Below are 24,459 nucleotides of genomic sequence, written 5' to 3' on the forward strand. Positions count from 1 at the left end.
CGCAACGGTAGAGCTTTCGCCTCGGTTGGCGCGCTCTCAGCAGGTTCACGGGAAACAGCCGTACCCTCCACAGCAGAGTCTGGAACTCTGGGTTGGTTAGGTCATCGAGCCGAGGGGTGTCGTCCCGTGTGGATTGCGCTGTATCTCGTACCGGCGATCGCCGTGGCGATCGCCTCCTGGTACGTGAGCAAGCGCTTCGAGTCCTTCGATCCGCCCAGTGAGGCGGTGCGCGTGCTCGCCGCCGTCGCGGCCGGCGCCCTATGGCCTCTGGTTCTGATCGGCGTGGCCCAGCTGCAGCTCGTCCGCTTTATCGCGCGCCGGATACGCGCTACGAGCAAAGCATCGCAGCCGTCGGCCCAGACCGCCGACGTGCAGCCCTACCCCTGACCGCGTTCAGCCAACGTTCACCTGAAAGCTCCCGTCCCCGCCCGCACGTCGGCGACGATGACGCTATGACGCGCGCAAAGGCGGTAGCGCTGGCACTTCTGGCGGCAGCCGCACTGTCGATCTCCACCGCGGCGACGGCCACGGCGGACGACTCCGGCAGCGGCCTGCTCTGGCCAGACCCCAATGAGCCGTACTACTGGGATGCCAACGAGAACGCGCAGGGCACCGGGCCGGCCCCGCTGCCCACCGACGACCTGTACTGGAAAGAGGGCGAGGACGCCGGCGGCACCGGTAACTCACCCCAGCCTGACGTTCCCGAGTACACCGATCTCGGTGAGAATGCGGGCGCCTACTAGCGCTCGCTCCCCCGTGCACGGCGGTTGACCGCGTTCGCGGTTCCGGGTAAAACATGACTCATGTTCATGTTATTGCCGTCTGTCGAGTTCGCTCCATGACCGCCCGGCCCGATCCGAACCGCATCGGCGGTCTGGAATGGACGCGCCGCACCAACGGCGTGCTGACCCGGCGCGAACGCCTGCAACTCCTGGGCGCGGTGGCGACCGGTCAGCGGGACTTCTTCCTGCACCGACTGCGGCGCGACCGCCCCTCGTCGGCCGCGCGACCCGGCGACCGGGACATCCGCCCACCGGACAGCCGCTTCGCCCGCGAGGTCGAGGCCGCCGCCGCCGAACAGAACCCCGTGCTCCGCACGCACGGCTACCGGTCTTGGATCTTCGGCCGCGCGTTGGCCGATGTCGACGGCATCAGCGTGGACGAGGAACTGCTGTACGCCGGAACGCTGCTGCACGATCACGGCATCGAGCCCGTGGTCGCAGGCGAGGACTTCACCCTGCGCAGTGCCCGGCGGGCCACCGACTGCGCGCGAGCGGCCGAGCTCGACGACACCCGGACCACCACGCTGGCCGACGCCATCACCGTGCACACGACACCCGGCATCACCATCGAACGCGACGGTGCGCTCGGCTACTACATCCAGAACGGTGCGCTAGTCGATATCGCCGGCAATCGGATCTGGGACCTGTCGCAGAGTCTCATCGACGACACCCTGGCCCGGTATGACCGGCGCGGCTTCACCCGAGGGCTCGGTGGCCACTTCACCGCTGAGGCCAAAGCCGTTCGGGGCGGCCGATTCTCGATGCTGCGGCGCTGCGGTTTTGTCGGACTCATGCAGATCGCACCGTTCGACAAGGATGCCAAGTGACATCGCTGTTCGAGTTGGGAATCTTCGCCGGCGTCCCGCAGCACGACAACTTCTGCCGCATTCCGGAGATCCTTCCGACCACGGCTATGCCACCGTCCGCTACTGCCCGTCAGTGGCCGCTCGGCGAACCGGTGCAACCACCTCAGACGTATGTCTTCGCCGGCACCGCCAGGTCCGTGGAGGACTTTTTCGTGCAGACCGATACGGCTGCTCTGCTGGTGATCCAGGACGGCGCGGTCCGCTACGAGCGGTATGCGCTGACCGGGGGACCGGGTGTCACGTGGATCTCGATGTCGGTGGCCAAGAGTTTCATCTCGGCACTGGTCGGAATCGCGGTCGCTGACGGGCACATTACCGGTATCGACGAGCCCATCAGCGCCTACGTGCCGGTCGAGAAGGGCTCGGCATACGACGGTGTGTCGATCAAGGACGTCTTGCAGATGTCCTCGGGTGCGCGCTGGAATGAGGACTACCACGACCCCGCCTCGGACGTGTACCGACTCATGGGGGCGATGAGCCCCGGTGGCAGTCTCGACGATTTCGTCGCGACCATGGCACCCGACAGCGAGCCGGGAACGGTGTGCCGCTACAACTCCGGCGATACCCAGGCACTCGGCGCACTGCTGGTGCACGCCACCGGTCGATCCATCACCGACTACATGCACGACAGGGTGTTCCAGCCGCTGGGCATGACAAGCCCCGGACACTGGCTGGTCGACTCGAAAGGTATGGAGGTCGCCTTCGCCGGCCTGGCGATGACCGCGCGCGACTATGCCCGGCTCGGCGAGCTGTACCGCAACGACGGGGTGTGGGACGGCCGACAGATCGTGCCCGCGTCCTGGGTGCAGCAGTCGGTTCGGCCGGATTCCGAGCACCTCGAGCCCGGCCGGCCCATCGTGGGGACCCATCCGTTCGGCTTCGGCTACGGCTATCAGTGGTGGATCCCGGACGGCACGCGCGGCGAGTTCACCGCGATCGGCGTCTACAACCAGTTCATCTACGTAGATCCCCTGTCACACAGCGTGATCGTGAAGTTGTCGGCCAATCGCGCCTACGGGACGTCCGATCAGGAGAGGACCAACCGGGAGAGCGAGACACTGGCCTTCCTGCGGGCGATCAGAGATTCGCTAATGACAGACTGACGGCGACATCATTCGCGCCGATTGCGCGCACTGCGACCGAAGAGTGACTAGTGAATGCGTCCCAACGGACCCACCTGCGCCGTACGCCGAGTCAGCAGCGCAGCCGGGAGCGGGTCGAGCGCATCCTGGATTCGGCCGCGGCGATCGTCGTCGACCAGGGGCCGGAGAGCCTGAAGGTGAGCGATATCGCTCAGCGCGCCGGTGTGCCGCTGGGCACGCTGTACCAGTTCTTCGCCCGCAAGGACGACATCATCTATGCCCTCGCCGAACGGTTCGCCCAACGCTTCGGTGATGTGCTGGAGGCAGCACTGGCCGAACTCGACGTCGACTGCGAATGGCATGAGCTCCTCACGCTGCTCCTCGACGCATACACCGACTACTACCGCAGCGAGCCCGCGCTGCGGGAACTGTGGGTCGGGGCGCGCATCGACCCTGAATTCCTGCGGGCCGACCACGAGTACAACAACGCGCGCTTCGCGGACACGGTCGCCGATCTGATGGCGCCCAAGGCACAGGTGCCGCGCGCGGAGTTGGCGACGATGATCTACGTCTGCTGGGAGGCCAGCCAGGCGCTGCTGGAAACGGCTTTTCGGAGTGATCCGTCCGGTGACCCGGTGATCATCGAACAGACGAAGGTGATGGCGGCGAGATACCTGTCCCCCGCCTTCGAGGTGTGAGTGCGCCCGAAGGGATTCGAACCCCTAACCTTCTGATCCGTAGTCAGATGCTCTATCCGTTGAGCTACGGGCGCCGTCATCTTCAGTTGTACGTGGCTGACGAGTCAGCCGCGGCGGAGGCGAGAGGATTTGAACCTCCGGTCCCCTGTAAGGGGGACAACTCATTAGCAGTGAGTCCCATTCGGCCGCTCTGGCACGCCTCCCGAACGATCTGAGCGTACCGGAGCCCTGTAAAGGCCCCCGGATCCGCCGATCCGACAGAGTACACAGCTGGGATAACCGATGGCAAAGCGGTTCAACGAGAGCCCCTAGACTTGGCCAGGTGACTGCCCGCCTGCGCCCCGAACTGGCTGATCTGCCGGCCTACACCCCGGGCAAGACTGTGCTGGGTGCGATCAAGCTGGCCAGCAACGAGACGGTGCACGGCCCGCTGCCGAGCGTGCGTGAGGCCATCGCCGCGGCAGCGGAGACCATCAACCGCTACCCGGACAACGGCTACGTCGAGCTCAAGGAACATCTGGCCAAGCATGTCGACTTCGCGCCGGAGAACATCGCTGTGGGCTGCGGTTCGGTGAGCTTGTGTCAGCAGCTGATCCAGATCACCTCCAGCGTCGGCGACGAGGTGATCTTCGGCTGGCGCAGCTTCGAGGTGTACCCGCTGCAGGTGCGGGTGGCCGGGGCCACGCCCGTGCAGATCCCGCTGCGCGATCACACCTTCGACCTCGACGCGATGCTGGCCGCAATCACCGACCGCACCCGGCTGATCTTCGTCTGCAACCCGAACAACCCCACCTCGACGGTCGTCGAGCCCGACGAACTGGCCCGGTTCGTCGCGGCAGTGCCCTCCGACATCCTCGTGGTGATCGACGAGGCCTACGTCGAGTACATCCGCGACGGGATGGTGCCCGACAGCCTGGGCCTGGTCCGCTCCTACCCCAATGTCGTTGTGATACGCACGTTCTCGAAGGCCTACGGTCTGGCCGGCCTGCGGGTGGGCTACGCCGTCGGCGACCCCGACCTGATCACGGCGCTGGGCAAGGTCTACGTGCCGTTCACCGCGACCACCGTGTCGCAGGCCGCCGCGATCGCGTCGCTGCAGGCCGCCGACGAACTGATGGCCCGTACCGACGCGGTGGTCGAGGAACGGCGCCGGGTCACCGCGGCACTGGCCGCGCTGGGCTACACCTTCCCCCCGACCCAGGCGAACTTCGTCTGGCTCCCGCTGGCCGAGCACACCCTGGACTTCGTCGAGAAGGCCGCCGAGGCGCGCGTGCTGGTGCGCCCCTACGGCACTGACGGGGTGCGGGTGACCATCGGCGCACCCGAGGAGAACGACGCATTCCTGGCCTTCGCCACCGACTGGATTGCCACGGTCAGCTGACCGGCACCCGCCCGGTGAACGCGACCAGCCGGTCCAGGGCCGACGCGTCGTCGGCTACGTCGACCGGGTCGTCAAAGCCGGCGCGAACCCGGCCCTCCGGCGTGATGATGCGGTGCACCAGCCCCGAGACATAATCAACGAGCGAATCGGGAGCATCGACGGTCCTGCCGGTGGCGGCCGCGTAATCCCAGGCGTGGACCAGAAATTCGAGCGAGAGAATGCCCGCCATGTACCCGGCCGGCGTCTCGCCCGAGCCGAACGGAACCGTTCCGTCCAAACCGCGCCGATGCCAGGCATCCAGCGCAGGGCGTGCGGCCGCGATGATCTGCCGTTCCACGGAGTCCTCGGCGTTACGCTCGGGAAGTTCGACGCCGGCAGCCTGACCGAGCAGGGTGATGGACTTCAGCAGATGGTCGGTGAGGCCCGCGACGTCGAACTCTCGGCACGGTGTCGGCTTACTCAGGTCGTCGGTGGCGATGGCGTGCACGGCCTGCTGCAGCACGCTGAGCGTCGCCTCGGCGCTGGCCAGTTCGTCGGTGGGTGGAGATTGCGGTCCTGCGGTGAATTCGTCGCCCATCAGCCCACGGTAGCGACGGCCTTAATAGTTGGGGTCCACTCGACGTCGAACTCGACCACTAGCTGCGCCGGGACGGCCAGGGCCAGCGGCGTGTACCCACCGGCCACCTCGTCGCGGGCCACCCCGGTGATCACCCGGCCGCCGAATCCGTCGGCCCGGCCCGGCACCTCGATGGTCAGCGTCGCCGCCGACGATTCGGGCGGCACCTGCAGGAAGAACTCAGCCCCGGGCTCCAAGGGCTCATTGATGGGCGCGCCGTCGGCATCGACAACCTGCCCGTCGGACACCCGGACCGTGGCAGCATCGGTGGCGGCCAACCGGAACGGACCCAGCACCGCACCCTCCACCACGGCCGAGGACGCCAGCAGCGACGGGGTAACCGTCCGCTGGGCGGCCGTACGGGCTCCGGACAACAGGTAGTCGTAGAGGAAGACGACGGGATCGGCGTTGCGGTAGATCCGCGAGCCGTGCAGGTCGAAGCTCACCTCGTCGACCACGGCGTCGCCATCGATCAGCAGCCGGTAGTGGCGGAAGCCCCGGCCGCCGCGGCTGGTCTGGTTGTCGGCCATCGTGCTGCCCACGCCCAGTGCCTTACTGACCTGACCGACGCCGGCGTCCACGCGCACCACTGAGGAGGCGACGTCCTCCCAGACCACGGCATCGGTCGACTTCTGCAGCCGCAGGGTCGCGCCGCCGCTCGCGGATACCGTCGCGGTGAAGCCGGCCAGCTGGCGCTCACCATCGAACTCGACATCGACCGAGGCGCTGGTATGCGCCACCCGGATCGGGACGTTGAGGGGGCGGTCGTCGAGCTCCAGCCCGTTGGTCAGCCGCCAGATGGCGGCCTGGGTGCCGGCGATCGCCTCGTGCTCGGCGATGTTGCGGGTGCCCAGCCGGTATCCGGCCGCACGCAGCCGCCGGCTGATCTCGGTGGTGGACAGCGTCGGATAGGAGTTGCGCAGAATCCAGTCGACCTCGGCCTCATGGGCGCGAGCCTGCAGGTGCGGTACTGCCGACCAGGTATCCGCCCGGTAGCGCGACGGCTTGCTCGGCGAGACACCGGCGAAGTCCAGCGAGTAGGCCTCGATGTTCGGGTTCAGCCTGATCAGGTCGGTGCGCGCCGTGGTGCCGTCGACGAACACGATCGTGTCGACGGTGTGCGAGTACGTGCCCGGGCGGTAGCGGGTCATCCGCGACAGGTCCACCGACGGCGTCGGGCTGACCCGGCGCCGGACGGCGACGGACGCGGCAGCAGGGGTTGGGAGAGCAAAGGTAGTCATCGGGTTGATCTCTCTGGATACGTCGACAGCGCAGATCAACACGCCAAAGAAGGGGCGGGCTGAGCGCAGGGAATTACGGCGTCAGAAAAATCAACAACAACAGCAGCGCACAGCGAGGCAGCGCGTGAAGACAGAGCGCAGCGGGGCGTGCTGTTGCATGACCAATACCATACGCGATCCCAGCGGCACACCGCGCCAGGGTTCGCATCACGCTGATATCCAAACCTGTGCAGGTCCCAGGTTCCCGGACCATGATGGGTCCACCCACGAGTCGGAGGAATCAGGATGACGTCGGCACAGAACGAATCCCAGGCACTTGGTGCGCTTGCCGCCCGGCAGCTCGCGAATGCCACTAAGACGGTCCCGCAGCTCGAGACCATCACGCCACGGTTCCTGTTGCACCTGCTGAGCTGGGTGCCGGTGGAAGCCGGCATCTACCGGGTCAACCGGGTGGTCAACCCCGACCGGGTGGCCATCCACGCCGAGGCCGGCGGGGAGAACATCGAAGACCCCCTGCCGCAGACCTACGTCGATTACGAGACCAGCCCGCGCGAGATCACGCTGCGCGCCATCTCCACCCTGCTCGACGTCCACACCCGGGTCTCGGATCTGTACTCCAGCCCACATGACCAGGTCACCCAGCAGTTGCGGCTGACCATCGAGACGATCAAGGAACGTCAGGAATCGGAGCTGATCAACAACCCCGAGTACGGGTTGCTGTCCCAGGTCACCCCCGAGCAGACCATCAAGACCCTCAAGGGTGCCCCCACCCCCGATGACCTCGACGCGCTGATCACCAAGGTGTGGAAGACCCCGGCGTTCTTCCTGACCCATCCGCTCGGGGTGGCGGCATTCGGCCGGGAGGCCACCTGGCGTGGAGTGCCGCCGGTGGTGGTCAACCTCTTCGGTGCGCAGTTCATCACCTGGCGCGGGATTCCGATCATCCCGAGCGACAAGGTGCCCGTGGAAAAGGGCAAGACCAAGTTCATCCTGGTGCGGACCGGTGAGGAGCGCCAGGGTGTGGTGGGCCTATTCCAGCCGGGCCTGGTCGGCGAGCAGGCTCCGGGCCTGTCGGTGCGCTTCACCGGGATCGACCGCTCCGGTATCGCCTCGTATCTGGTGACGCTGTACTCCTCGCTGGCCGTGCTGACCGACGACGCACTAGCGGTGCTCGAAGGCGCTGCAGTGGATCAATACCATGAGTACAAGTGAGTACCGATCGGTAGACGCCGAAGGCGACCTCCCGATCAGCGAGGCCGAACTGGCCGCCCTGGCAACACAAGTGCTGGCGGCCAGTATCCGGCCTGGTAACGACTCACCTCCGCAAACGGTGCCACCGGCACCCCGCGGCTCGGTCCCCGACACCACGTCGGCAGCGTCGTATGCGGCCGCGGCCGCAGGGGCGCAACCGTTGAGCCCGCCCGCGGTGTTCCTCGAAGCGCCCAGCGTGACGCTGCCGCCACCGAGTTCGCCTGGGCCCGAACCGATTCCGCCCGGAACGGTTCCGGTGGCCCCGCGCGGTAGCGCACCGGATCTGACGACCGCACCGGCTCACTTCGACGAGTTCGCCGTTCCCGAAGGGATCGTCCCGACAGTTCCCGGCGTGCTGGCCGGTGCAGCGCCGACGGTGCCGGTGGCGCCGCGTGGTTCAGCGCCGGGGTGGCATGGCGAGGTTCCGGGAATCCCGGATCTGAGTTTCCTGTCCGCGCCCGAATTGACTTCGGCGCCAACCGGAGACGAGGCGAACTACTACTTCACCTCAACCGCCCCGGTGCTGGCCGAACCGGTGCCACAACTGCCGGATCGCCACGAGATCTTCGACGTCCACGCGATCCGCGCGGATTTCCCGATCCTGCGCGAAACCGTCAACGGCAAACCGCTGATCTGGTTCGACAACGCCGCCACCACCCAGAAGCCCCAAGCCGTCATCGACCGGCTGGCCTACTTCTACGCCCACGAGAACTCCAACATCCACCGCGCCGCCCACGAACTAGCCGCCCGCGCCACCGACGCCTACGAAGACGCCCGCGAAACCGTGCGCCGCTTCATCGGGGCGCCGAAATCCGAACAGATCATCTTCGTGCGCGGTACCACCGAAGCCATCAACCTGGTGGCGAAGTCGTGGGGTGCCAAACACCTCAAACCCGGCGACGAGATCGTCATCACCCACCTTGAACACCACGCCAATATCGTTCCCTGGCAGATGATCTCCCAGCAGACCGGTGCGGTCCTCAAGGTCGCCCCCGTCGACGACGCCGGCAATCTGCTGCTCGGCGAATTCGAAGATCTGCTGGGGCCGCGCACCAAACTCGTCTCGGCCACCCAGGTCTCCAACGCCCTGGGCACCGTCACCCCGGTCGAGAAGATCATCGAACTCGGTCACCGCTACGGAGCGCGGGTACTGATCGACGGGGCGCAGTCCATTCCGCACATCCCGATCGACGTGTCCGAAACCAGTGCCGACTTCTTCGTGTTCTCCGGGCACAAGATCTTCGGGCCGACCGGTATCGGTGTGCTCTACGGGACGGAAGAGGCGCTGGCCGAAACTCCGCCGTGGCAGGGCGGCGGCAATATGATCGCCGACGTCACCATCGAACGCTCCCTCTATCAGGGCCTGCCCAACAAGTTCGAAGCCGGCACCGGCAACATCGCCGACGCCGTCGGCCTCGGCGAAGCCCTGCGCTACGTCGAAAAGGTCGGCATCGACCGCATCGCCGCCTACGAACACGCCCTGCTGGAATACGCCACCCCACGACTGGCCGCCATCCCCGGCGTGCGCATCATCGGCACCGCCGAGGAGAAAGCCAGCGTGCTGTCCTTCGTGCTGGCCGGCCACGAGCCCCTCGAAATCGGTAAAGCACTCAACGCCGAAGGCATCGCCGTACGCGCCGGACACCACTGCGCCCAACCCATCCTGCGCCGGATGGGCGTCGAAACCACGGTGCGGCCCTCATTCGCCTTCTACAACACCTACGACGAAATCGATGTCTTCATCGACGCCGTCCGCCGCATCGCCGAAGGCGGAGCCAACGTCGGCTAACTGCCCGGTGCACCAACCGATTCCACGGGACTGACCGCCACGCCGCAGTTCTGGTGACCTCGGTGAACTGACCTGCGATCAGCGGCATGCAATCGCGCTGATCGCAACTATCGGGCACGTCACGCTACGCGTTTACCGTTTCGCCAGCCCGTATATCGATCCCGAGGGGACACCATGGCCAACCAGATTGACACAACGACAACAGCTTCGGCGGGGGACGAACGCCCGCACCGCAAGCTGCGCGGCACGCTCGGTGTCTGGGGCATCGTGTTCGTGGTGGTGGCCGCTGCCTCGCCACTCGGTGTGATCGGCGGCCCGGTGCCGCTGGGCATCGGCATCGGCAACGGCACCGGCTTCCCCGCCATCTTCGTGGTCAGCACGGTGATCATCCTGCTGTTCGCGGTCGGGTTCACCGCCCTGACGCCCCACGTCCCCGATGCGGGCGCCTTCTACTCGTACATCGGCAAGGGCCTGGGCCGGGTACCCGGCTTCGGCTTCGCCTTCGTAGCACTGATCTCCTACCTGACCCTTGAGATCGCCGTCTACGGCCTGATCGGCCAGGGCGCGCAGGCGTTGTTCTCCTCATACGGTCTACCGCAGATCCATTGGGGCATATACGCTTTCATCGCCTTTGCGATCGTCACGCTGCTCGGTCACTTCAACATCGACCTGTCCCGCAACGTGCTCGGCGTCCTGCTGATCGGCGAGGTCGCCATCGTCCTGGCGCTGGACGCCGCCGTGATCTTCACCGGCGGCCACGAGGGCCTGTCCACGGGCATCATCACGCCGTCGGAAATCGTCTCTGGCGCACCAGGTCTGGCGCTGCTCTTCGCGATCCTGAGCTTTATCGGCTTCGAGGCCACCGCCGTCTTCCGGGACGAGGCCCGCGATCCGCTGCGCACCATCCCCCGTGCCACCTACCTGGCTGTGATCCTGATCGGTGTCTTCTACACCGTGTCGACCTGGGCGCTGATCAGCGCCTGGGGTGACAGCCGGGTAGTCGAGGCGGCCACCAACGCGCCGTCGGACCTGCTGCCGACCGCCACCCAGGAGTATCTGGGCACAGCCGGCCTGCACATCGTCCAGGTGCTGTTTGTCACCAGCCTGTTCGCCTGCATCCTGTCGTTCCACAACATCGTCGCCCGCTATGTGTTCACGCTGTCCAACCGGCGGGTGTTCCCCGGCCAGCTCGGCGAGGCACACACCCATCACGGCTCGCCGCACCTGGCCTCCGGGGCCGACGCGGTGATCGTCGCGGTGGCTCTGCTGATCGGCATCCTGTTCAAGCTCGACCCGGTGACGCAGTTCTACACCTGGCTGGCCGGGATTTCGACAGTCGGCGTCACCACCCTGCTGATCGCCACATCGGTTGCCGTGCTGGTCTTCTTCACCAAGCGCAAGCGCGCCGGTGAGCAGGACGTCTCGACGTGGCGGGCCTTCGTCGCACCCGGCCTCGGCCTGGCGGGTCTGTTGGTCGCGTTCGGCTTGATTCTGCAGAACCTGCCCGCCCTGGTCGGCAATTCGACGCCGATCGCCATCGGTGTCGGCACGCTGCTGGTGGCGTTCTTCGCCATCGGCGCCGGCATCGCGGCCCGTCGGCCCCAGGTGACGCTGGAGTAAGGCCGCGTCGTAGCCTCATGGCATGAGTGAGCCGTACGAATCCCTCGCCGTCGAGGTCAAGGACAACGTCGCCCAGGTCACGCTGCTCGGCCCGGGTAAAGGCAACGCCATGGGTCCGGCGTTCTGGGAAGAAATGCCGGTGGTGTTCGCCGATCTGGACGCCGATCCCGAGGTCCGCGCCATCGTGCTGACCGGCTCGGGCCGTAACTTCAGTTACGGACTGGATCTCATGGGCATGGGTGGCACGCTCCCGTCCGCGGGCGGCGATCCGTCGGCTCGGCCGCGCGCCGACTTCCACAAGAAGCTCAAGCGGATGCAGCAGTCCATCACCGCGGTGGCCGACTGTCGCACCCCCACCATCGCCTCGGTGCACGGCTGGTGCATCGGCGGTGGCGTCGACCTGATCTCCGCGGTCGACATCCGCTACGCCAGCGCCGATGCCAAGTTCTCGGTGCGTGAGGTCAAGCTGTCGATCGTCGCCGACGTCGGCAGCCTGGCCCGGCTGCCTTACATCCTCAACGACGGGCACCTGCGCGAACTCGCGCTGACCGGCAAGGACATCGACGCCGCCCGTGCCGAGAAGATCGGTCTGGTCAACGACGTCTACCCGGACGCCGATGCCACCCTGGCCGCGGCCCATGCCACCGCCGCCGAGATCGCCGCCAACTCACCCCTGACGGTGCACGGCATCAAGGACGTCCTCGACGAGCAGCGGACCGACGACGTCGCGGCCAGCCTGCGCTATGTCGCGGCCTGGAACTCCGCCTTCCTGCCGTCGAAGGATCTCGGCGAGGGCATCAAGGCGATGTTCGAGAAGCGCAAGCCGGAGTTCACCGGCGAATAGGGCCGCTAGCCGGCCTTGATGGCGGGCACCGCCTTGGCCGTCGCCAAGGCGGTCGGCTCGTCGGTCGGCTGCGTCGTGGTCGTGGCGCCCATGTCCATCGGGCGTACCGCGGGCGAGGAATAGGGCGGAAACTTGGTCTCCGCGCCGGAGTCGGCGCTGAGGCCACCCCCACTCGGAAGCGAGTGGGCAATGCCGAACAGCGCCATCACCGCCAGTGCGCCGCTGCCGACCGTCGCTGCCAGCAACCTCTTACGGGAATCCGAGCCGTTGTGCAGGTTCGCATGTGAGTTCATGTGGGACAACACCTTTCGAGCGGGCGGAGGGTGGCGTCAACCAGCCCGAGCAGCCCCGATCGACTGTCCGGGCAACGAGTTTGTCGCCGGTAACTCCGTTGTACGCCCGGCCCGGGCACCAAAGCACGCCCCTCAAGCCGACCCACAGAAACTCCGCCGCAGGCGCACAGTGGCCACGCACCGAACCACCAGAAAGGTGCCATCCCCCTGCCAGGAAGCAACTCCTGGCCACCACAAAGCGGTGGCGGAGGGATTTGAACCCCCGGACGGTGTTAGCCGTCTCTCGCTTTCAAGGCGAGTGCATTAGGCCGCTCTGCCACGCCACCGCGCACCAGCGTAGCGGTGTGCGGTGGCGAAGCGACCGTCGGGAGACCTAGACCCGACCGAATTTGGCCGAAGAGCCGCCGGTTTTCAGCGAAGCGCTGATCCTCCGGCAGTTCTCCCCCATCGCCGACATCTGCGGACGCGACAGCGGACCGAGGAAGTTGTCACGCACGCCACGGGCGTACGTCATCATCGCTTCCTCGACCACCTCGCGACCGCGGTCGGTGATGCTCGCCAAGACTCCGCGCCCGTCGTCCGGACTCGCCTCCCGGCGTACCAATCCGGCCGTCTCCAACCGCCGGATCTGACGTGTCACCCTGCTGGGCAACGACATCAGCTGCTCGGCAAGATCCCCCATCCGCGCAGCACCGGTCTCGGAGTTGTCCAAGATCTCCAACAAACGGACATCCACCAGCGTCAGCTTGTGTTTGTCCACCAAGCCGCGATTCAACGTTCCGTAGAGTCGCAGCGCCGCGTCCAGAAAGTTTTGCCAAGATCTTTGCTCAGCAATATCTAGCCCCGGCATTTCAGATGCAGTCCGCCCCGCAATAATCCCTCCCATAGCGCAATCGTAAGCGACGCTACCGAGTTCGAGGGGAAAAGCCTCGGTTCGAGGCGAAACGTACCGGTAGTACGTTTATGGCATGTACGCCATTGTCGCCGAGTCCGCCGACCAACTGCTCTGGCAAGAAGTGCCCGACGTAGCACCGGAGCAGGGCGAAGTGCTGGTCAAGGTCAGCGCTGCGGGCGTCAACCGCGCCGATCTGCTGCAGGCGGCCGGCAAGTACCCGCCGCCACCGGGCGCCAGCGCGACCCTCGGACTCGAGGTCTCCGGAATTGTCGCCGCCGTCGGCGGCGGTGTCACGGAATGGAGCGTGGGACAAGAGGTTTGCGCTTTGCTGGCAGGCGGCGGCTACGCAGAATACGTTGCGGTGCCCGCCGGTCAGGTGATGCCGATCCCGGCGGGGGTGAGCCTGCACGACGCCGCAGCACTGCCGGAGGTGGCGTGCACGGTGTGGTCGAACGTCATCACAGCGGCGGCGCTGCAACCCGGCGAGGTGCTGTTGGTGCACGGCGGTGCCAGCGGCATCGGCACCCATGCCATCCAGGTCGCCCACGCATTGGGCAGCCGGGTGGCGATCACGGCGGGGTCGTCGGCGAAACTCGACTTATGCCGTGAATTGGGTGCGGATATCGGGATTTCTTACCGGGACGACGATTTCGTGAATCGCATTCATGAGGCCACCGATGGCGCAGGCGCCGACGTCATTCTCGACATCATGGGCGCGGCGTATCTGGACCGAAACCTCGACGCCCTCGCACCGGACGGCCGGCTGGTGATCATCGGCATGCAGGGCGGCGTCAAGGCAGACCTGAACATCGGCAAGCTGATGGCCAAGCGCCTGCGCGTCATCGGCACCACCCTGCGAGCCCGGCCGGTCGGTGGCGCACACGGCAAGAGCGCGATCGTGGACGACGTGGTGGCCTCGGTCTGGCCGATGATCGCTGACGGCCGCGTGAAGCCGGTCGTCGGCGGCCGCTACCCGATCACCGACGCCGCGGAGGCACACCGGGCCCTGGCCAGCGGCCAGACGTACGGGAAGGTCCTGCTGACCGTCAGCGAGTGAGGCTCAGCCCAGCGACGCCAGGGCGCGGACCAGCTGGTCTACCTCGCCCATCGTCGAGTAGTGCGCCAGCCCGATGGTGACCGCACCACCGATGTCGTTGACGCCGATGAGGTCGAGGACGCGGGAATTCGCGTTGCAGATGGCCAGGATCCCGTTGTCGGCCAGCCGCTGCACCACCCGCTCGGCGGGCACGCCGTTGACCGCGAAGCTCACCACCGGAATGTGAACCTCGGGGTGGCCGATCACCATCACCAGCGGCAGTGACTTCAGTGAGGTCATCAGGTAGTCGAACAGCTGACTCAGGTATCCGCTCGCGGATTGCATTGAGACAGCTAGTCTTTCGCGCCGTGTGCCGTGAGCCGACTCGTCCAGACCGGCAAGGTATTCGATGCTGGCGACGACTCCGGCCAGCATGCCGTACTGGTGACCGCCGAGTTCGAGACGGGCCGGCCCGCTGGCGTACGGGTTCATCGAGACCGAACCGAAGGAGTCGATCAGCGACGGGTTGCGGAACACCAGCGCGCCGATCGGCGGCCCGCCCCAGGCCGGGGCGTTGAGTGCGACGACGTCGGCCTCGAGTTCGTTGATGTCCAGGAGTTGGTAGGGCGCTGCCGCCGAGTGGTCCACCACGACCAGACCGCCGACGTCGTGCACCAGTTTGGTGACGGCACCGACATCGGTCATCGTGCCCAAGGTCGAGGACGCTGTCGTGAGCGCCACCAGCCGGGTGGGCGGGGTGATCAGGTTTTCCCACTGCCAGCTGGGCAGCTCACCGGTCTCGATGTCGACCTCGGCCCACTTGACCTTGGCGCCGTAGCGGTTGGCCGCCCGCAGCCAGGGGGCGATGTTGGCTTCGTCGTCGAGCCGGCTGACCACCACCTCGTAGCCGATCCCGGCCCGCGAAGACGAGGCGTCGGCCAGCGACGTCAGCAGAATCGAGCGGTCCGCACCCAGCACCACACCGCCGGGATCGCCGTTGACCAAGTCAGCGACGGCCTGGCGGGCCGCCTCCAGCACCGCGACACTGCGCCGGGCCGCCGGATGCGGGCTCGCGAGGTTGGTGGCCGACCCGCGAAACGCCGTCGACACCGTCGTGGACACCGAGTCGGGGATGAGCATTCCGGCCTGGGCATCGAAGCGCATCCAACCGTCGCCCAGCGCGGGGTGCAGACCGCGCACCCGGGCAACGTCGTACGGCATGAAGCCCACCTTAAAGCGTCAGAGATTTCGCTATCCAGACAGCGAGGGCGCCCCCGGCCCCGCCGACGGCGCTGAGGGCGGGATCACCTGGGCAGCCATACTAGTCCAGTGAGCTTCGGGTTCGGAGTCCTGATCGCGGTCTTGTTGCTGACCCTGCCAGGCGCTGTGGTGGCGATGGCCGGACGCCTGAGCTGGCCGGTCGCGATCGCCGTCGGCCCTGCGCTGACGTACGGCGTTGTGAGCCTGGCCATCATCCCGTTCGGGGCGGTCGGGATTCCCTGGAACGCGCTGACCGCGCTGGCAGCCCTGATCGTTGTCAGCGCAATCGTGCTGGGTTTGCGGATTCTGCTCACCCGCTTGCGCGACTCGGGCGCACAGCCCACCGCCGTGTCGCTGGGCCCGGCCCTGACGGCCGGCGCCGGGGTGGTGCTGGGCGCGCTGGTGATCGGCGTCGCGGCCTGGAAAGGCACCCCGCACTGGCAGTCCATCCCGAGTAACTGGGACTCGGTGTGGCATGCCAACACCATCCGCTGGATCCTCGACACCGGCCAGGCGTCGCCGACCCATATGGGTGAGCTGCGCAACGTCGAGACCCACGCGGCCCTGTACTACCCGTCGGCCTTCCACGCGCTCGGCGCGGTGCTGGCCCAACTCACCGGGGCCGCCCCGACCACCGCGTACACGTTGAGTTCGCTGGCCGCGGCGACCTGGCTGTTCCCGCTCAGTGCGGCGCTGCTGACCTGGCAGTTACTTCGGAGCCGCACGACGGAATGGCGGACTGCGGGTGCGGCGGCCACCGCGGCCGCGCTGTCGGCGTCGTTCACCTCGGTGCCTTACGTCGAGTTCGACACCGCCTCGATGCCCAATATGGCCGCCTACGGCATCGCCGTACCGGCGTTCGTCCTGATCACCTCGTCGCTGCGCTACCGGGAGCGAATCCCGCTGGCGGTGCTGGCGCTGATCGGGGTGTTCTCGGTCCACATCACCGGCGGTGTGGTGGTGGTCACGTTCGTGATCGCCTGGTGGCTGCTCGACGCCCTCTGGCATCCGGTGCTGGGGCGGCTGCGCGACTTCGTGACGTTGGTCTGCATCGCGGTACCCACGCTGGCGGTGCTGCTGCCGCAGTTCCTGGGAGTGCTGCAGCAGGCCGAGATCATCACCGGGCACGCGTTCCTCACCCATGAGGGCCGCAAGAAGGCGCTGTTCGACGCCATCGTGCAGCACACCCGGCATCTCAACGACTTCCCGATCCAGAACCTGCTGATCGTGCTCGCCGCCGCGGGGTTCATCCTGCTGCTGGTCCGGCGGATCTGGTGGCCGGCCGCGGTATGGGGTCTGCTGGTGGTGTCGATCGTGCACTCCTCGGCACCGTTCGGCGGACCCATCGGAGTCATCACCGGCAAGTACAGCGACCTGTTCTACAGCGACCCGCGGCGGCTGTCGGCGGTGGTGACGATGCTGCTGGCGCCGATGGCCGGGGTGGCGCTGTGGTCGCTGGCCCTACTCGTCGTGGCCGGAGCGCGCCGCTTGATCCGGCGGCTGGGCGCAGCCGATCCCGGCCGGGGTGTGTGGATCGGGGCGACGGCCACCCTGCTGATCGCGGTGGTGCTCGGCCTGAGCTGGCATTACTTCCCGCGGCACCGCTATCTCATGGGTGAGAAGTACGACCAGGTGATGGTGGACAACAAGGACCTGGAAGCGATGGCCTACCTGGCCACCCTGCCGGGGGCGCGCGACACCTTGATCGGCAACGCCAACACCGACGGCACCGCGTGGATGTACGCGGTGGCCGGCCTGCATCCGCTGTGGACGCACTACGACTATCCGGTGCAGCAGGGGCCCGGCTACCACCGGTTCATCTTCTGGGCCTACGCCGACGATGCCGATCACGATCCGCGGATCGCCGAGGCGGTGAAGGCGCTGAACATCCGCTACGTGCTGACCGGCAGCCGGATAGTCCGCGGGTTCGTCATGCCCGACGGTCTAGTGTCACTAGACAAGTCCACGTCGTGGGCCAAGATCTACGACAACGGCGAGGCCCGCATCTACGAATGGCGCGGGTCGGCGCCGGCGGACACCCGATGAAATCGAGAGCAGAGGGAATGCTCAGCGCATGACAGCCAACACCGACGACGACAACATCGAGATCATCAGCAACCCGGAGGCGGTAGCGGGCGGCGATGACGACGATCAGCGCTCGATCACCGAACTGGTGGAGCAGCCGGCCAAGGTGATGCGGATCGGCACGATGATCAAGCAGCTGCTCGAAGAGGTCCGGGCCGCTCCGCTCGACGACGCGAGCCGGACCCGGCTGCGCGAGATCCATGCCACCTCCATCCGGGAACTCGAAGACGGCCTGGCCCCCGAACTGCGCGACGAGCTCGAACGGCTGGCGCTGCCCTTCTCCGAGGACACCGTGCCGTCGGACGCCGAGTTGCGGATCGCACAGGCACAGCTGGTCGGCTGGCTGGAAGGACTCTTCCACGGCATCCAGACCGCGCTGTTCGCCCAGCAGATGGCGGCCCGCGCTCAGCTGGAGCACATGCGGCAGGGCGCGTTGCCGCCCGGTATGGGTCAGCCGGGTGTGCCGGGTGGACCGGGCCACGGAACCGGGCAGTATCTGTAGCCCAGTGTCCGCAACCGATCCCTTCATCGAGACCCGCGACGCCTGGGTCGAGTTCCCGATTTTCGACGCCAAGACGAGATCGCTGAAGAAAGCCTTCCTCGGTAAGGCCGGCGGCGCCATCGGCCGCAACACCGAGAACGTCGTCGTCATCGAGGCGCTGCGCGACATCACGATGACCCTGAAGATGGGTGACCGGGTCGGCCTCGTCGGCCACAACGGGGCCGGCAAGTCCACGCTGTTGCGTCTGCTATCCGGCATCTACGAACCGACCCGCGGGTCGGCGACCGTACGTGGCCGCGTGGCACCGGTTTTCGACCTCGGCGTCGGCATGGACCCGGAGATCTCCGGTTACGAGAACATCATCATCCGCGGGTTGTTCCTGGGCCAGACGCGCAAGCAGATGGCCGCCAAGGTCGACGAGATCGCCGAGTTCACCGAACTCGGCGAGTACCTGTCGATGCCGCTGCGCACCTACTCCACCGGTATGCGGGTGCGGCTGGCGATGGGGGTGGTCACCAGCATCGACCCCGAGATCCTGTTGCTCGACGAAGGGATCGGCGCGGTCGACGCCGACTTCCTGAAGAAGGCCCAGCACCGGCTGCAGGCTCTGGTCGAGAGATCCGGAATCCTGGTCTTCGCAAGCCATTCCAACGAATTCCTGGCGCGGCTGTGCAAGACGGCGATGTGGATCGACCACGGCACCGTCAAGATGAGCGGCGGGATCGAGGACGTGGTGCGCGCCTACGAGGGCGAGGACGCCGCGCGACATGTGCGCGAGGTGCTCGACGAGCACAGAGGTGATTGGGCTTCGGCATGACCGAGTTGGTGTGCGCGGTCGTCGTCACCCACCGCCGTCCCGACGAACTGGCCAAATCGCTGGATGTGCTGACCACCCAGAGCCGGATGGTCGACCACCTGATCGTGGTGGACAACGACAACGATTCTCGGGTGCAGGATCTGGTGGCCGGCCAGCCGGTGCCGACGACGTATCTCGGTTCGCGCCGAAACCTCGGTGGCGCAGGCGGTTTCGCACTGGGCATGTTGCACGCCCTCGCGCTGGGGGCGGACTGGGTGTGGCTGGCCGACGACGACGGCCGGCCCAAGGACGCCGAAGTGCTGGCCACCCTGCTGGCCTGTGCCACCCGGCACGGGCTGGCCGAAGTGTCGCCGATGGTGTGCGATCTGGACGACCCCGACCGGTTCGCGTTTCCCGTCCGCCAGGGCCTAAAATGGCTTCGCAGTCCACAGCAGCTCGGCGGCGGAGATCTTCTGCGGGGCTATGCCTCACTGTTCAACGGGGCGCTGTTTCGCGCCGAAACGCTGACCGCCGTGGGTGTTCCGGATCTGCGCTTGTTCGTCCGCGGTGACGAGGTCGAGCTGCATCGGCGACTGGTGCGCAGCGGGCTGCCGTTCGGCACCTGCCTGGACGCGGTGTACCTGCATCCCTACGGCACCGATGAGTTCAAGCCGATTCTCGGTGGCCGGATGCATACCCAGTACCCCGACGACGCCACCAAGCGGTTCTTCACCTACCGCAACCGCGGCTACCTGCTGTCGCAGCCCGGTCTGCGCAAACTCCTGCCGCAGGAATGGCTGCGCTTCGGGTGGTACTTCTTGATCACCCGTCGCGATCCGGCCGGACTGCGCGAGTGGATTCGATTGCGGCGCATGGGCCGTAAGGAGAGGTTCGGGAGGCCTTCAGCGTGACCTTCACCGACGCCGCCACCCAGTCCAAGACGTTCAGCCGGGCCTGGGGCGACCTGATCGACGGATTCCACAAGCGTGAGCTGTGGCTACATCTGGGCTGGCAGGACATCAAGCAGAAGTACCGCCGCTCGGTGCTCGGGCCGTTCTGGATCACCATCGCCACCGGCACCACCGCCGTGGCGATGGGCGCGCTGTATTCGCAACTGTTCCATCTGCCGCTGGCCGAGCATCTTCCGTATGTGACGCTGGGCCTGATCATCTGGAACATGATCAACGCGGCGATCCTCGAGGGCGCCGACGTGTTCATCGCGAACGAGGGTCTGATCAAACAGCTGCCCACCCCGCTCAGCGTGCATGTCTACCGGCTGGTGTGGCGGCAGATGATCCTGTTCGGGCACAACATCGTCATCTACGTCGTGATCGCGATCATCTTTCCCAAACCGTGGTCGCTGGCCGACTTGTCGGTGATCCCGGCGCTGATCCTGATCATGCTGAACTGCGTCTGGGTGTCGTTCTGCTTCGGCATCCTGGCCACGCGCTACCGCGACATCGGGCCGCTGCTGTTCTCGGTGGTGCAGTTGCTGTTCTTCATGACGCCGATCATCTGGAACGCCAACACCTTGGAGCAGCAGGGTGCGGGCAAGTGGGCCAAGATCATCGAACTCAACCCGCTGCTGCACTACCTGGACATCCTGCGGGCGCCCCTGCTCGGTGCGCATCAGGAACTGCGGCACTGGATCGTCGTGGTGGTGCTGACCCTCGTGGGCTGGTTGGTGGCGGCGTTCGCGCTGCGGCAGTACCGGGCGCGGGTTCCGTACTGGGTGTAGACCGTCGTCGCGAGGTCCCCGCGAACCACGGATCGGTGGTAAGCAAGGGTGCAGTGACCATTCCTTCGACCTTCATCGGCCGCACCGACGAGCTCGACTCCCTCCGGTCGCTGGTGACTCGTGCCCGCAACGGCGTCAGTGGCTCACTGGTGATTCGCGGCGAGCCGGGCATCGGTAAGACCGCGCTCATCGACGCGGCCACCGCAGATCTGAGCGGCGTACGACTGCTCAGATCAGACGGGTTCGAGGCCGAGTTGGCGCTCCCCTATGCGGCCCTACAGCGGATAGGGCTGTCGCTCGAGGATCACATCGACGCTCTGCCCCAACGGCAGCGGCGGGCCCTGCTCATTGCCTGGGGCGTCGAGGATGGTCCCGCGCCGGACTGTTTCCTGGTCGGTCTGGGAATGCTGGGCCTGTTCGCGGCGGCGAGCAGTCAATGCCCGGTGGTCTGCGCCGTCGATGACGTCCAGTGGCTCGATGCGGAGTCCCGAGATGTGTTGGCGTTCGTGGCCAGGCGCCTGCAAGCCGAGTCGACCGTCCTGCTGTTCGGCGCTCGCGACACCGAGGAGAGCAGGGTCCAGCTGGCCGGAATTCCGGTGCTGGAGTTAGGCGGGCTCGATACCGCCTCGTCGGTTCAGCTGCTATCGACGGCCACCGGCCGCGCCGTCGACCCGTACGCGGCTGCCCGCATCGCCAACATCACCGGCGGCCATCCCTTGGCGCTGCTCGACCTGACCCGCGATCTCAGTGCCGATCAGTTGGGTCGGCTTTCCCTTTCCTTCAAGCCCGCCCCCATCAGCATTCAGCTCCAGGCGCACTACATCGACCAGGTCCGGACATTGCCCGAGAACGTCCAGCTGTGGTTACTGCTCGCGGCTGCCGAACCGTCTGCGCGCAGCGCCATGATCGCGGCGGCTGCCATGATGCTGAACCTCGCCCCGGAATCCGGTCATGACGCGGAGCGGACCCGCTTGGTCACTGTCGGCGACACGGTGGCGTTCCGCCATCCGCTGGTGCGGTCGGCGGTCTACGGCGCCGCGAGCGGCGCCGACCGCAGACGAATGCACTCGGCCCTGAGTCACGCTGCCGCCGGGCTCGGCGAGCAGGATCTCGAGGCCTGGCATGCCGCGGAGGCCGCCGACGGAGCCGATCCGCAGGTCGCCGATCGCCTGGCGGCCGCGGCCGAACGAGCCGCCCGACGCGGGGGTCTGATCTCCCAGGCTCGCCTGCTGATGCGTGCCGCCGACCTCACTCCCCCCGGCCCGAGCCGTTCCGATCGCTTGCTGTCGGCGGCGAGGGCCGCGGCTGATGCCGGCGCCGCGCAGTTGGCCAAAGATCTTGTCGGGCGCCTTGATCCCCAGGACCTCGATCCCGTTCAGCACGGCCGGCTGATCATGATCCGCACGGAGTTAGCCCTCTTTACCGTCGATTCGGCGTTGATAGTGCGCGGCCCGGCCGATCTCGTCGCCGCGGCCAACCTGTTTCACGGTCGCGAGCCGGATCTGGAACAGGCCGCGTTGCTAAGGGCATTCGAACTGCGGTCGGTTACAGAACTCGTGATGGTCGACCTGAGCCTCGACGAACTGGGTCGTCGGATCCGGATAGGCGCCACCGTGCAGACGGGCCCGAGATCGATTGTGCTGCAGGCCCTGGCCGCTCACATCCTGGATCCCTACCCGCAGGCCGTCCCGCTGATGCGCGCCGCCGTGGACACGCTCAACGGACTCGACGATGCCTCGATCACCGAGTTCGGCTTTGTGGGGATCACCCTCATCACAGCGCTTTTCGACAAGCGCGCCGGTTCGGAGTATCTGGAGCGGCTAGCCGGCATCGCACGCGACAACGGGGCGCTGCGGGCGCTGGACACTGTGTTGTGGGTGCGCTCCATCTTCGAACTCGAGCATGGCGACCCGGCAACCTGCGCGGCCTTCGTCCGGCAGGTACGCGAACTTCGTCAGGCGATCGGCTACGACGCGGAGAACGTTGTCAATGCCGGGCTGCTGGCCTGGACGGGCACGGCCCGCGACGAACTGACTGCGCTCGCAGAGGTCGTCCGGGCGATGGGTTTCGGGGGCGTCCACACTTCCGCTCTCAGCGCGCTTGCCATCCGCGACCTGGCTCAGGGCCGCTACGCGGAGGCGTATTCCGCGCTACTCGCGGTCGTCGACGCGCCGCTGTTGCAAGTTGCCTACATCCGATTCGCCGACTTCGTGGAAGCGGCGGTTCGCAGCGGCCACCTCGACGACGCCGAGCGAATCAGTGCTTCGCTCAGCGCAATGGCTGCGGCAAACGGGACTGCGCTCCTCCGCGGTCTGGACCAACGCTGTCAGGCCCTGATGGCCAGCGATCAAGCCGCCGAATTCCACTACCTGCGGGCCATCGACTTCCTCGATGGCGCCCACGTCCCTGCTGAGCTGGCACGCGCGCACCTCGTCTTCGGGGAATGGCTGCGTCGCGAGAAACGCCGACGCGACGCACGCGAACATCTCCGGACCGCAGTCGGCATCTTCGACCGGATCGATGCGACGCCCTTCGGCGACAGGGCCCGCGCAGAGTTGGCCGCGACCGGGGAGCGGAACAGTGATCGTCATGTGATCGGCGGGGTGGAGATGTCACCGCAGGAGGCCGCCGTCGCCCGGATGGCTGCCGACGGCCACACCAACGCCGAGATCGGGGCCGCGCTGTTCATCAGCGCGAATACCGTCGACTACCACCTACGCAAGGTGTTCGCCAAGCTCGGTGTGTCATCGCGCCGTCAGCTGACCGAACGGTTCCGCGCCGAGCGCTGACCCTCACGACTACGCGTCGCGCGTGGTCCGGTCTGGCTGGCATCGCCCAAGAATTCCGGTATGCCGTTCGTGACCGTCGAAGACGGTGCGCAAATCTTCTACCGCGACTGGGGCATCGAGGGGCCGCCGGTCGTCCTCAGTCACGGCTGGCCACTCAACTCCGACTCCTGGGCGGCTGCCGCCATGTTCCTCGCGGAGCACGGTTTTCGGGCCATCGCCCACGATCGGCGCGGCCACGGCCGCTCCACGCAGACCTGGCACGGCAATGAGATGAATACCTACGCCGATGATCTCGCCGCGCTCATCGACACCCTCGGACTGACCGACGTCACGCTCGTGGGCCACTCAACAGGAGGCGGCGAGCTCGTCCGATACATCGGCCGCCACGGCACGGTGAGGGTGGCCAGACTGGTTCTGGTGGCCGCTGTGCCACCACTGATGCTCAGTGGACCCGACAACCCGGAAGGGCTTCCCGCTGCGGCGTTCAACGCGTTACGCGCTGGTGAAAGAGCCGACCGGGCGCAGCTCTACCGCGATCTCGCCGATGGCCCGTTCTTCGGCCACAATCGCAGCGGAGCGGTCTCCCAGGGCATTCGGGATGGATTCTGGGCACAGAGCATGTCCTGCGGCCATCGGGCCGCCTACGAGTGCATTTCTGCGTTCTCCGCCACTGACTTTCGTGCCGACCTGGCTCGGGTTGACGTGCCGACGCTGGTGATCCACGGCAGCGACGACCAGATCGTCCCACTGGAGGTCGGCGGCGCGCGCAGCGCGGAGTTGATCAACCAGGCCCGGCTGATCGTCTATGCCGGCCGGCCGCACGGACTGCCGGACACCGACCGCGACCGGCTGCACACAGACCTGCTCACGTTCATCGCATCGACGGAAAGGTAGA

The 24,459-nt window shown here is 66.8% G+C and carries 23 protein-coding genes and 3 tRNA genes; 18 read left to right on the forward strand and 8 right to left on the reverse strand.

The features are described from left to right. Positions 1 to 126 precede the first annotated feature (126 nt). The 5 genes from BN3385_RS00830 (at position 127) to BN3385_RS00850 (ending at position 3,428) form a co-directional block, all read left to right on the forward strand. On the forward strand, positions 127 to 387 hold the full coding sequence (locus BN3385_RS00830) for a hypothetical protein (protein ID WP_059014187.1): 261 nt from the start codon (positions 127 to 129) through the stop codon (positions 385 to 387). Positions 388 to 452: 65 nt separating this feature from the next. Continuing rightward, positions 453 to 743 (forward strand): hypothetical protein, encoded by a 291-nt coding sequence (locus BN3385_RS00835; protein ID WP_059014189.1) that lies wholly within the window; start codon positions 453 to 455, stop codon positions 741 to 743. Between the two features lie 95 nt (positions 744 to 838). Then, entirely contained in the window at positions 839 to 1,609 is a 771-nt protein-coding gene (locus tag BN3385_RS00840; protein WP_059014191.1) for a hypothetical protein, read from the forward strand. Further along, the gene (locus BN3385_RS00845; RefSeq protein WP_059014192.1) at positions 1,606 to 2,751 is read left to right on the forward strand and encodes a serine hydrolase domain-containing protein; all 1,146 of its coding nucleotides are present in this window, start codon (positions 1,606 to 1,608) and stop codon (positions 2,749 to 2,751) included. The genes BN3385_RS00840 and BN3385_RS00845 overlap by 4 nt, the downstream gene beginning before the upstream one ends. A gap of 50 nt (positions 2,752 to 2,801) precedes the next feature. Then, complete coding sequence (locus tag BN3385_RS00850; protein ID WP_059014194.1) at positions 2,802 to 3,428, forward strand: TetR/AcrR family transcriptional regulator; 627 nt, start codon at positions 2,802 to 2,804, stop codon at positions 3,426 to 3,428. Position 3,429: 1 nt separating this feature from the next. Here the strand turns inward: BN3385_RS00850 and BN3385_RS00855 are convergent. Together BN3385_RS00855 and BN3385_RS00860 are read right to left on the reverse strand one after the other, a co-directional pair. Beyond that, positions 3,430 to 3,502: transfer RNA gene (locus BN3385_RS00855), tRNA-Arg, on the reverse strand. A gap of 40 nt (positions 3,503 to 3,542) precedes the next feature. Then, a tRNA-Ser gene (locus tag BN3385_RS00860) sits at positions 3,543 to 3,631 on the reverse strand. Positions 3,632 to 3,750: 119 nt separating this feature from the next. On the opposite strand from BN3385_RS00860, the gene hisC reads away from it, so the two are divergent. Further along, positions 3,751 to 4,809, forward strand: coding sequence for a histidinol-phosphate transaminase (gene hisC, locus BN3385_RS00865; protein ID WP_059014196.1), 1,059 nt, complete (start codon positions 3,751 to 3,753; stop codon positions 4,807 to 4,809). Here hisC and BN3385_RS00870 read toward each other — a convergent pair. Both BN3385_RS00870 and BN3385_RS00875 read right to left on the reverse strand, forming a co-directional pair. Beyond that, positions 4,802 to 5,386: a TIGR03086 family metal-binding protein gene (locus tag BN3385_RS00870; RefSeq protein WP_059014198.1), complete on the reverse strand. Its 585-nt coding sequence runs from the start codon at positions 5,384 to 5,386 to the stop codon at positions 4,802 to 4,804. The genes hisC and BN3385_RS00870 overlap by 8 nt on opposite strands. Next, the gene (locus BN3385_RS00875; RefSeq protein ID WP_059014200.1) at positions 5,386 to 6,666 is read right to left on the reverse strand and encodes a thioester domain-containing protein; all 1,281 of its coding nucleotides are present in this window, start codon (positions 6,664 to 6,666) and stop codon (positions 5,386 to 5,388) included. The genes BN3385_RS00870 and BN3385_RS00875 overlap by 1 nt, the downstream gene beginning before the upstream one ends. A 285-nt stretch (positions 6,667 to 6,951) precedes the next feature. On the opposite strand from BN3385_RS00875, the gene BN3385_RS00880 reads away from it, so the two are divergent. From BN3385_RS00880 to BN3385_RS00895, 4 genes are all read left to right on the forward strand, one after another. Further along, positions 6,952 to 7,878, forward strand: a complete 927-nt coding sequence (locus BN3385_RS00880) for a family 2A encapsulin nanocompartment shell protein (protein WP_059014203.1) — start codon at positions 6,952 to 6,954, stop codon at positions 7,876 to 7,878. Continuing rightward, positions 7,865 to 9,706, forward strand: coding sequence for a family 2A encapsulin nanocompartment cargo protein cysteine desulfurase (locus BN3385_RS00885; protein ID WP_059014205.1), 1,842 nt, complete (start codon positions 7,865 to 7,867; stop codon positions 9,704 to 9,706). The genes BN3385_RS00880 and BN3385_RS00885 overlap by 14 nt, the downstream gene beginning before the upstream one ends. A 174-nt stretch (positions 9,707 to 9,880) precedes the next feature. After that, positions 9,881 to 11,326: an APC family permease gene (locus tag BN3385_RS00890; RefSeq protein ID WP_059014207.1), complete on the forward strand. Its 1,446-nt coding sequence runs from the start codon at positions 9,881 to 9,883 to the stop codon at positions 11,324 to 11,326. Between the two features lie 22 nt (positions 11,327 to 11,348). Then, positions 11,349 to 12,170, forward strand: a complete 822-nt coding sequence (locus BN3385_RS00895) for a crotonase/enoyl-CoA hydratase family protein (RefSeq protein ID WP_059014208.1) — start codon at positions 11,349 to 11,351, stop codon at positions 12,168 to 12,170. A gap of 5 nt (positions 12,171 to 12,175) precedes the next feature. On the opposite strand, the gene BN3385_RS00900 is transcribed toward BN3385_RS00895, so the two are convergent. The 3 genes from BN3385_RS00900 to BN3385_RS00910 all read right to left on the reverse strand — a co-directional run bounded on the left by BN3385_RS00900 (position 12,176) and on the right by BN3385_RS00910 (position 13,349). After that, complete coding sequence (locus BN3385_RS00900; protein ID WP_059014210.1) at positions 12,176 to 12,463, reverse strand: hypothetical protein; 288 nt, start codon at positions 12,461 to 12,463, stop codon at positions 12,176 to 12,178. Between the two features lie 239 nt (positions 12,464 to 12,702). Continuing rightward, a tRNA-Ser gene (locus BN3385_RS00905) sits at positions 12,703 to 12,789 on the reverse strand. Positions 12,790 to 12,836: 47 nt separating this feature from the next. Continuing rightward, positions 12,837 to 13,349: a MarR family winged helix-turn-helix transcriptional regulator gene (locus BN3385_RS00910; RefSeq protein WP_059014212.1), complete on the reverse strand. Its 513-nt coding sequence runs from the start codon at positions 13,347 to 13,349 to the stop codon at positions 12,837 to 12,839. A gap of 82 nt (positions 13,350 to 13,431) precedes the next feature. Here BN3385_RS00910 and BN3385_RS00915 point away from each other — a divergent pair, with 82 nt between their 5' ends. After that, positions 13,432 to 14,415: an NAD(P)H-quinone oxidoreductase gene (locus tag BN3385_RS00915; RefSeq protein WP_059014214.1), complete on the forward strand. Its 984-nt coding sequence runs from the start codon at positions 13,432 to 13,434 to the stop codon at positions 14,413 to 14,415. Positions 14,416 to 14,418: 3 nt separating this feature from the next. Here BN3385_RS00915 and BN3385_RS00920 read toward each other — a convergent pair whose 3' ends face one another. Continuing rightward, positions 14,419 to 15,615, reverse strand: coding sequence for a cysteine desulfurase-like protein (locus tag BN3385_RS00920; RefSeq protein ID WP_059016255.1), 1,197 nt, complete (start codon positions 15,613 to 15,615; stop codon positions 14,419 to 14,421). Positions 15,616 to 15,723: 108 nt separating this feature from the next. Here BN3385_RS00920 and BN3385_RS00925 point away from each other — a divergent pair, with 108 nt between their 5' ends. From BN3385_RS00925 to BN3385_RS00955, 7 genes are read left to right on the forward strand one after another with little or no spacing between them, the layout of a single operon-like run. Further along, positions 15,724 to 17,700 carry a DUF6541 family protein gene (locus tag BN3385_RS00925; protein ID WP_059014216.1) on the forward strand — a complete coding sequence of 659 codons (1,977 nt, stop codon included), beginning with the start codon at positions 15,724 to 15,726 and terminating at the stop codon, positions 17,698 to 17,700. A gap of 28 nt (positions 17,701 to 17,728) precedes the next feature. Continuing rightward, complete coding sequence (locus tag BN3385_RS00930; protein WP_059014218.1) at positions 17,729 to 18,241, forward strand: bacterial proteasome activator family protein; 513 nt, start codon at positions 17,729 to 17,731, stop codon at positions 18,239 to 18,241. A gap of 4 nt (positions 18,242 to 18,245) precedes the next feature. After that, the gene (gene wzt, locus BN3385_RS00935) at positions 18,246 to 19,058 is read left to right on the forward strand and encodes a galactan export ABC transporter ATP-binding subunit Wzt/RfbE (RefSeq protein ID WP_059014221.1); all 813 of its coding nucleotides are present in this window, start codon (positions 18,246 to 18,248) and stop codon (positions 19,056 to 19,058) included. Next, positions 19,055 to 19,948, forward strand: a complete 894-nt coding sequence (gene glfT1 / locus BN3385_RS00940) for a galactofuranosyltransferase GlfT1 (protein WP_059014223.1) — start codon at positions 19,055 to 19,057, stop codon at positions 19,946 to 19,948. Before wzt ends, glfT1 begins: the two co-directional genes overlap by 4 nt. Next, positions 19,945 to 20,775 carry a galactan export ABC transporter permease subunit Wzm/RfbD gene (gene wzm / locus BN3385_RS00945; RefSeq protein WP_059014225.1) on the forward strand — a complete coding sequence of 277 codons (831 nt, stop codon included), beginning with the start codon at positions 19,945 to 19,947 and terminating at the stop codon, positions 20,773 to 20,775. Before glfT1 ends, wzm begins: the two co-directional genes overlap by 4 nt. Before the next feature lie 53 nt (positions 20,776 to 20,828). Next, positions 20,829 to 23,564 (forward strand): helix-turn-helix transcriptional regulator, encoded by a 2,736-nt coding sequence (locus BN3385_RS00950; protein ID WP_059014228.1) that lies wholly within the window; start codon positions 20,829 to 20,831, stop codon positions 23,562 to 23,564. Positions 23,565 to 23,624: 60 nt separating this feature from the next. Further along, complete coding sequence (locus BN3385_RS00955; protein WP_059014230.1) at positions 23,625 to 24,458, forward strand: alpha/beta fold hydrolase; 834 nt, start codon at positions 23,625 to 23,627, stop codon at positions 24,456 to 24,458. The last annotated feature ends 1 nt before the right edge of the window (position 24,459 follow it).

Origin of the sequence: Mycobacterium sp. M26 (assembly GCF_001494595.1) — a bacterium.
Classification (GTDB): domain Bacteria; phylum Actinomycetota; class Actinomycetes; order Mycobacteriales; family Mycobacteriaceae; genus Mycobacterium.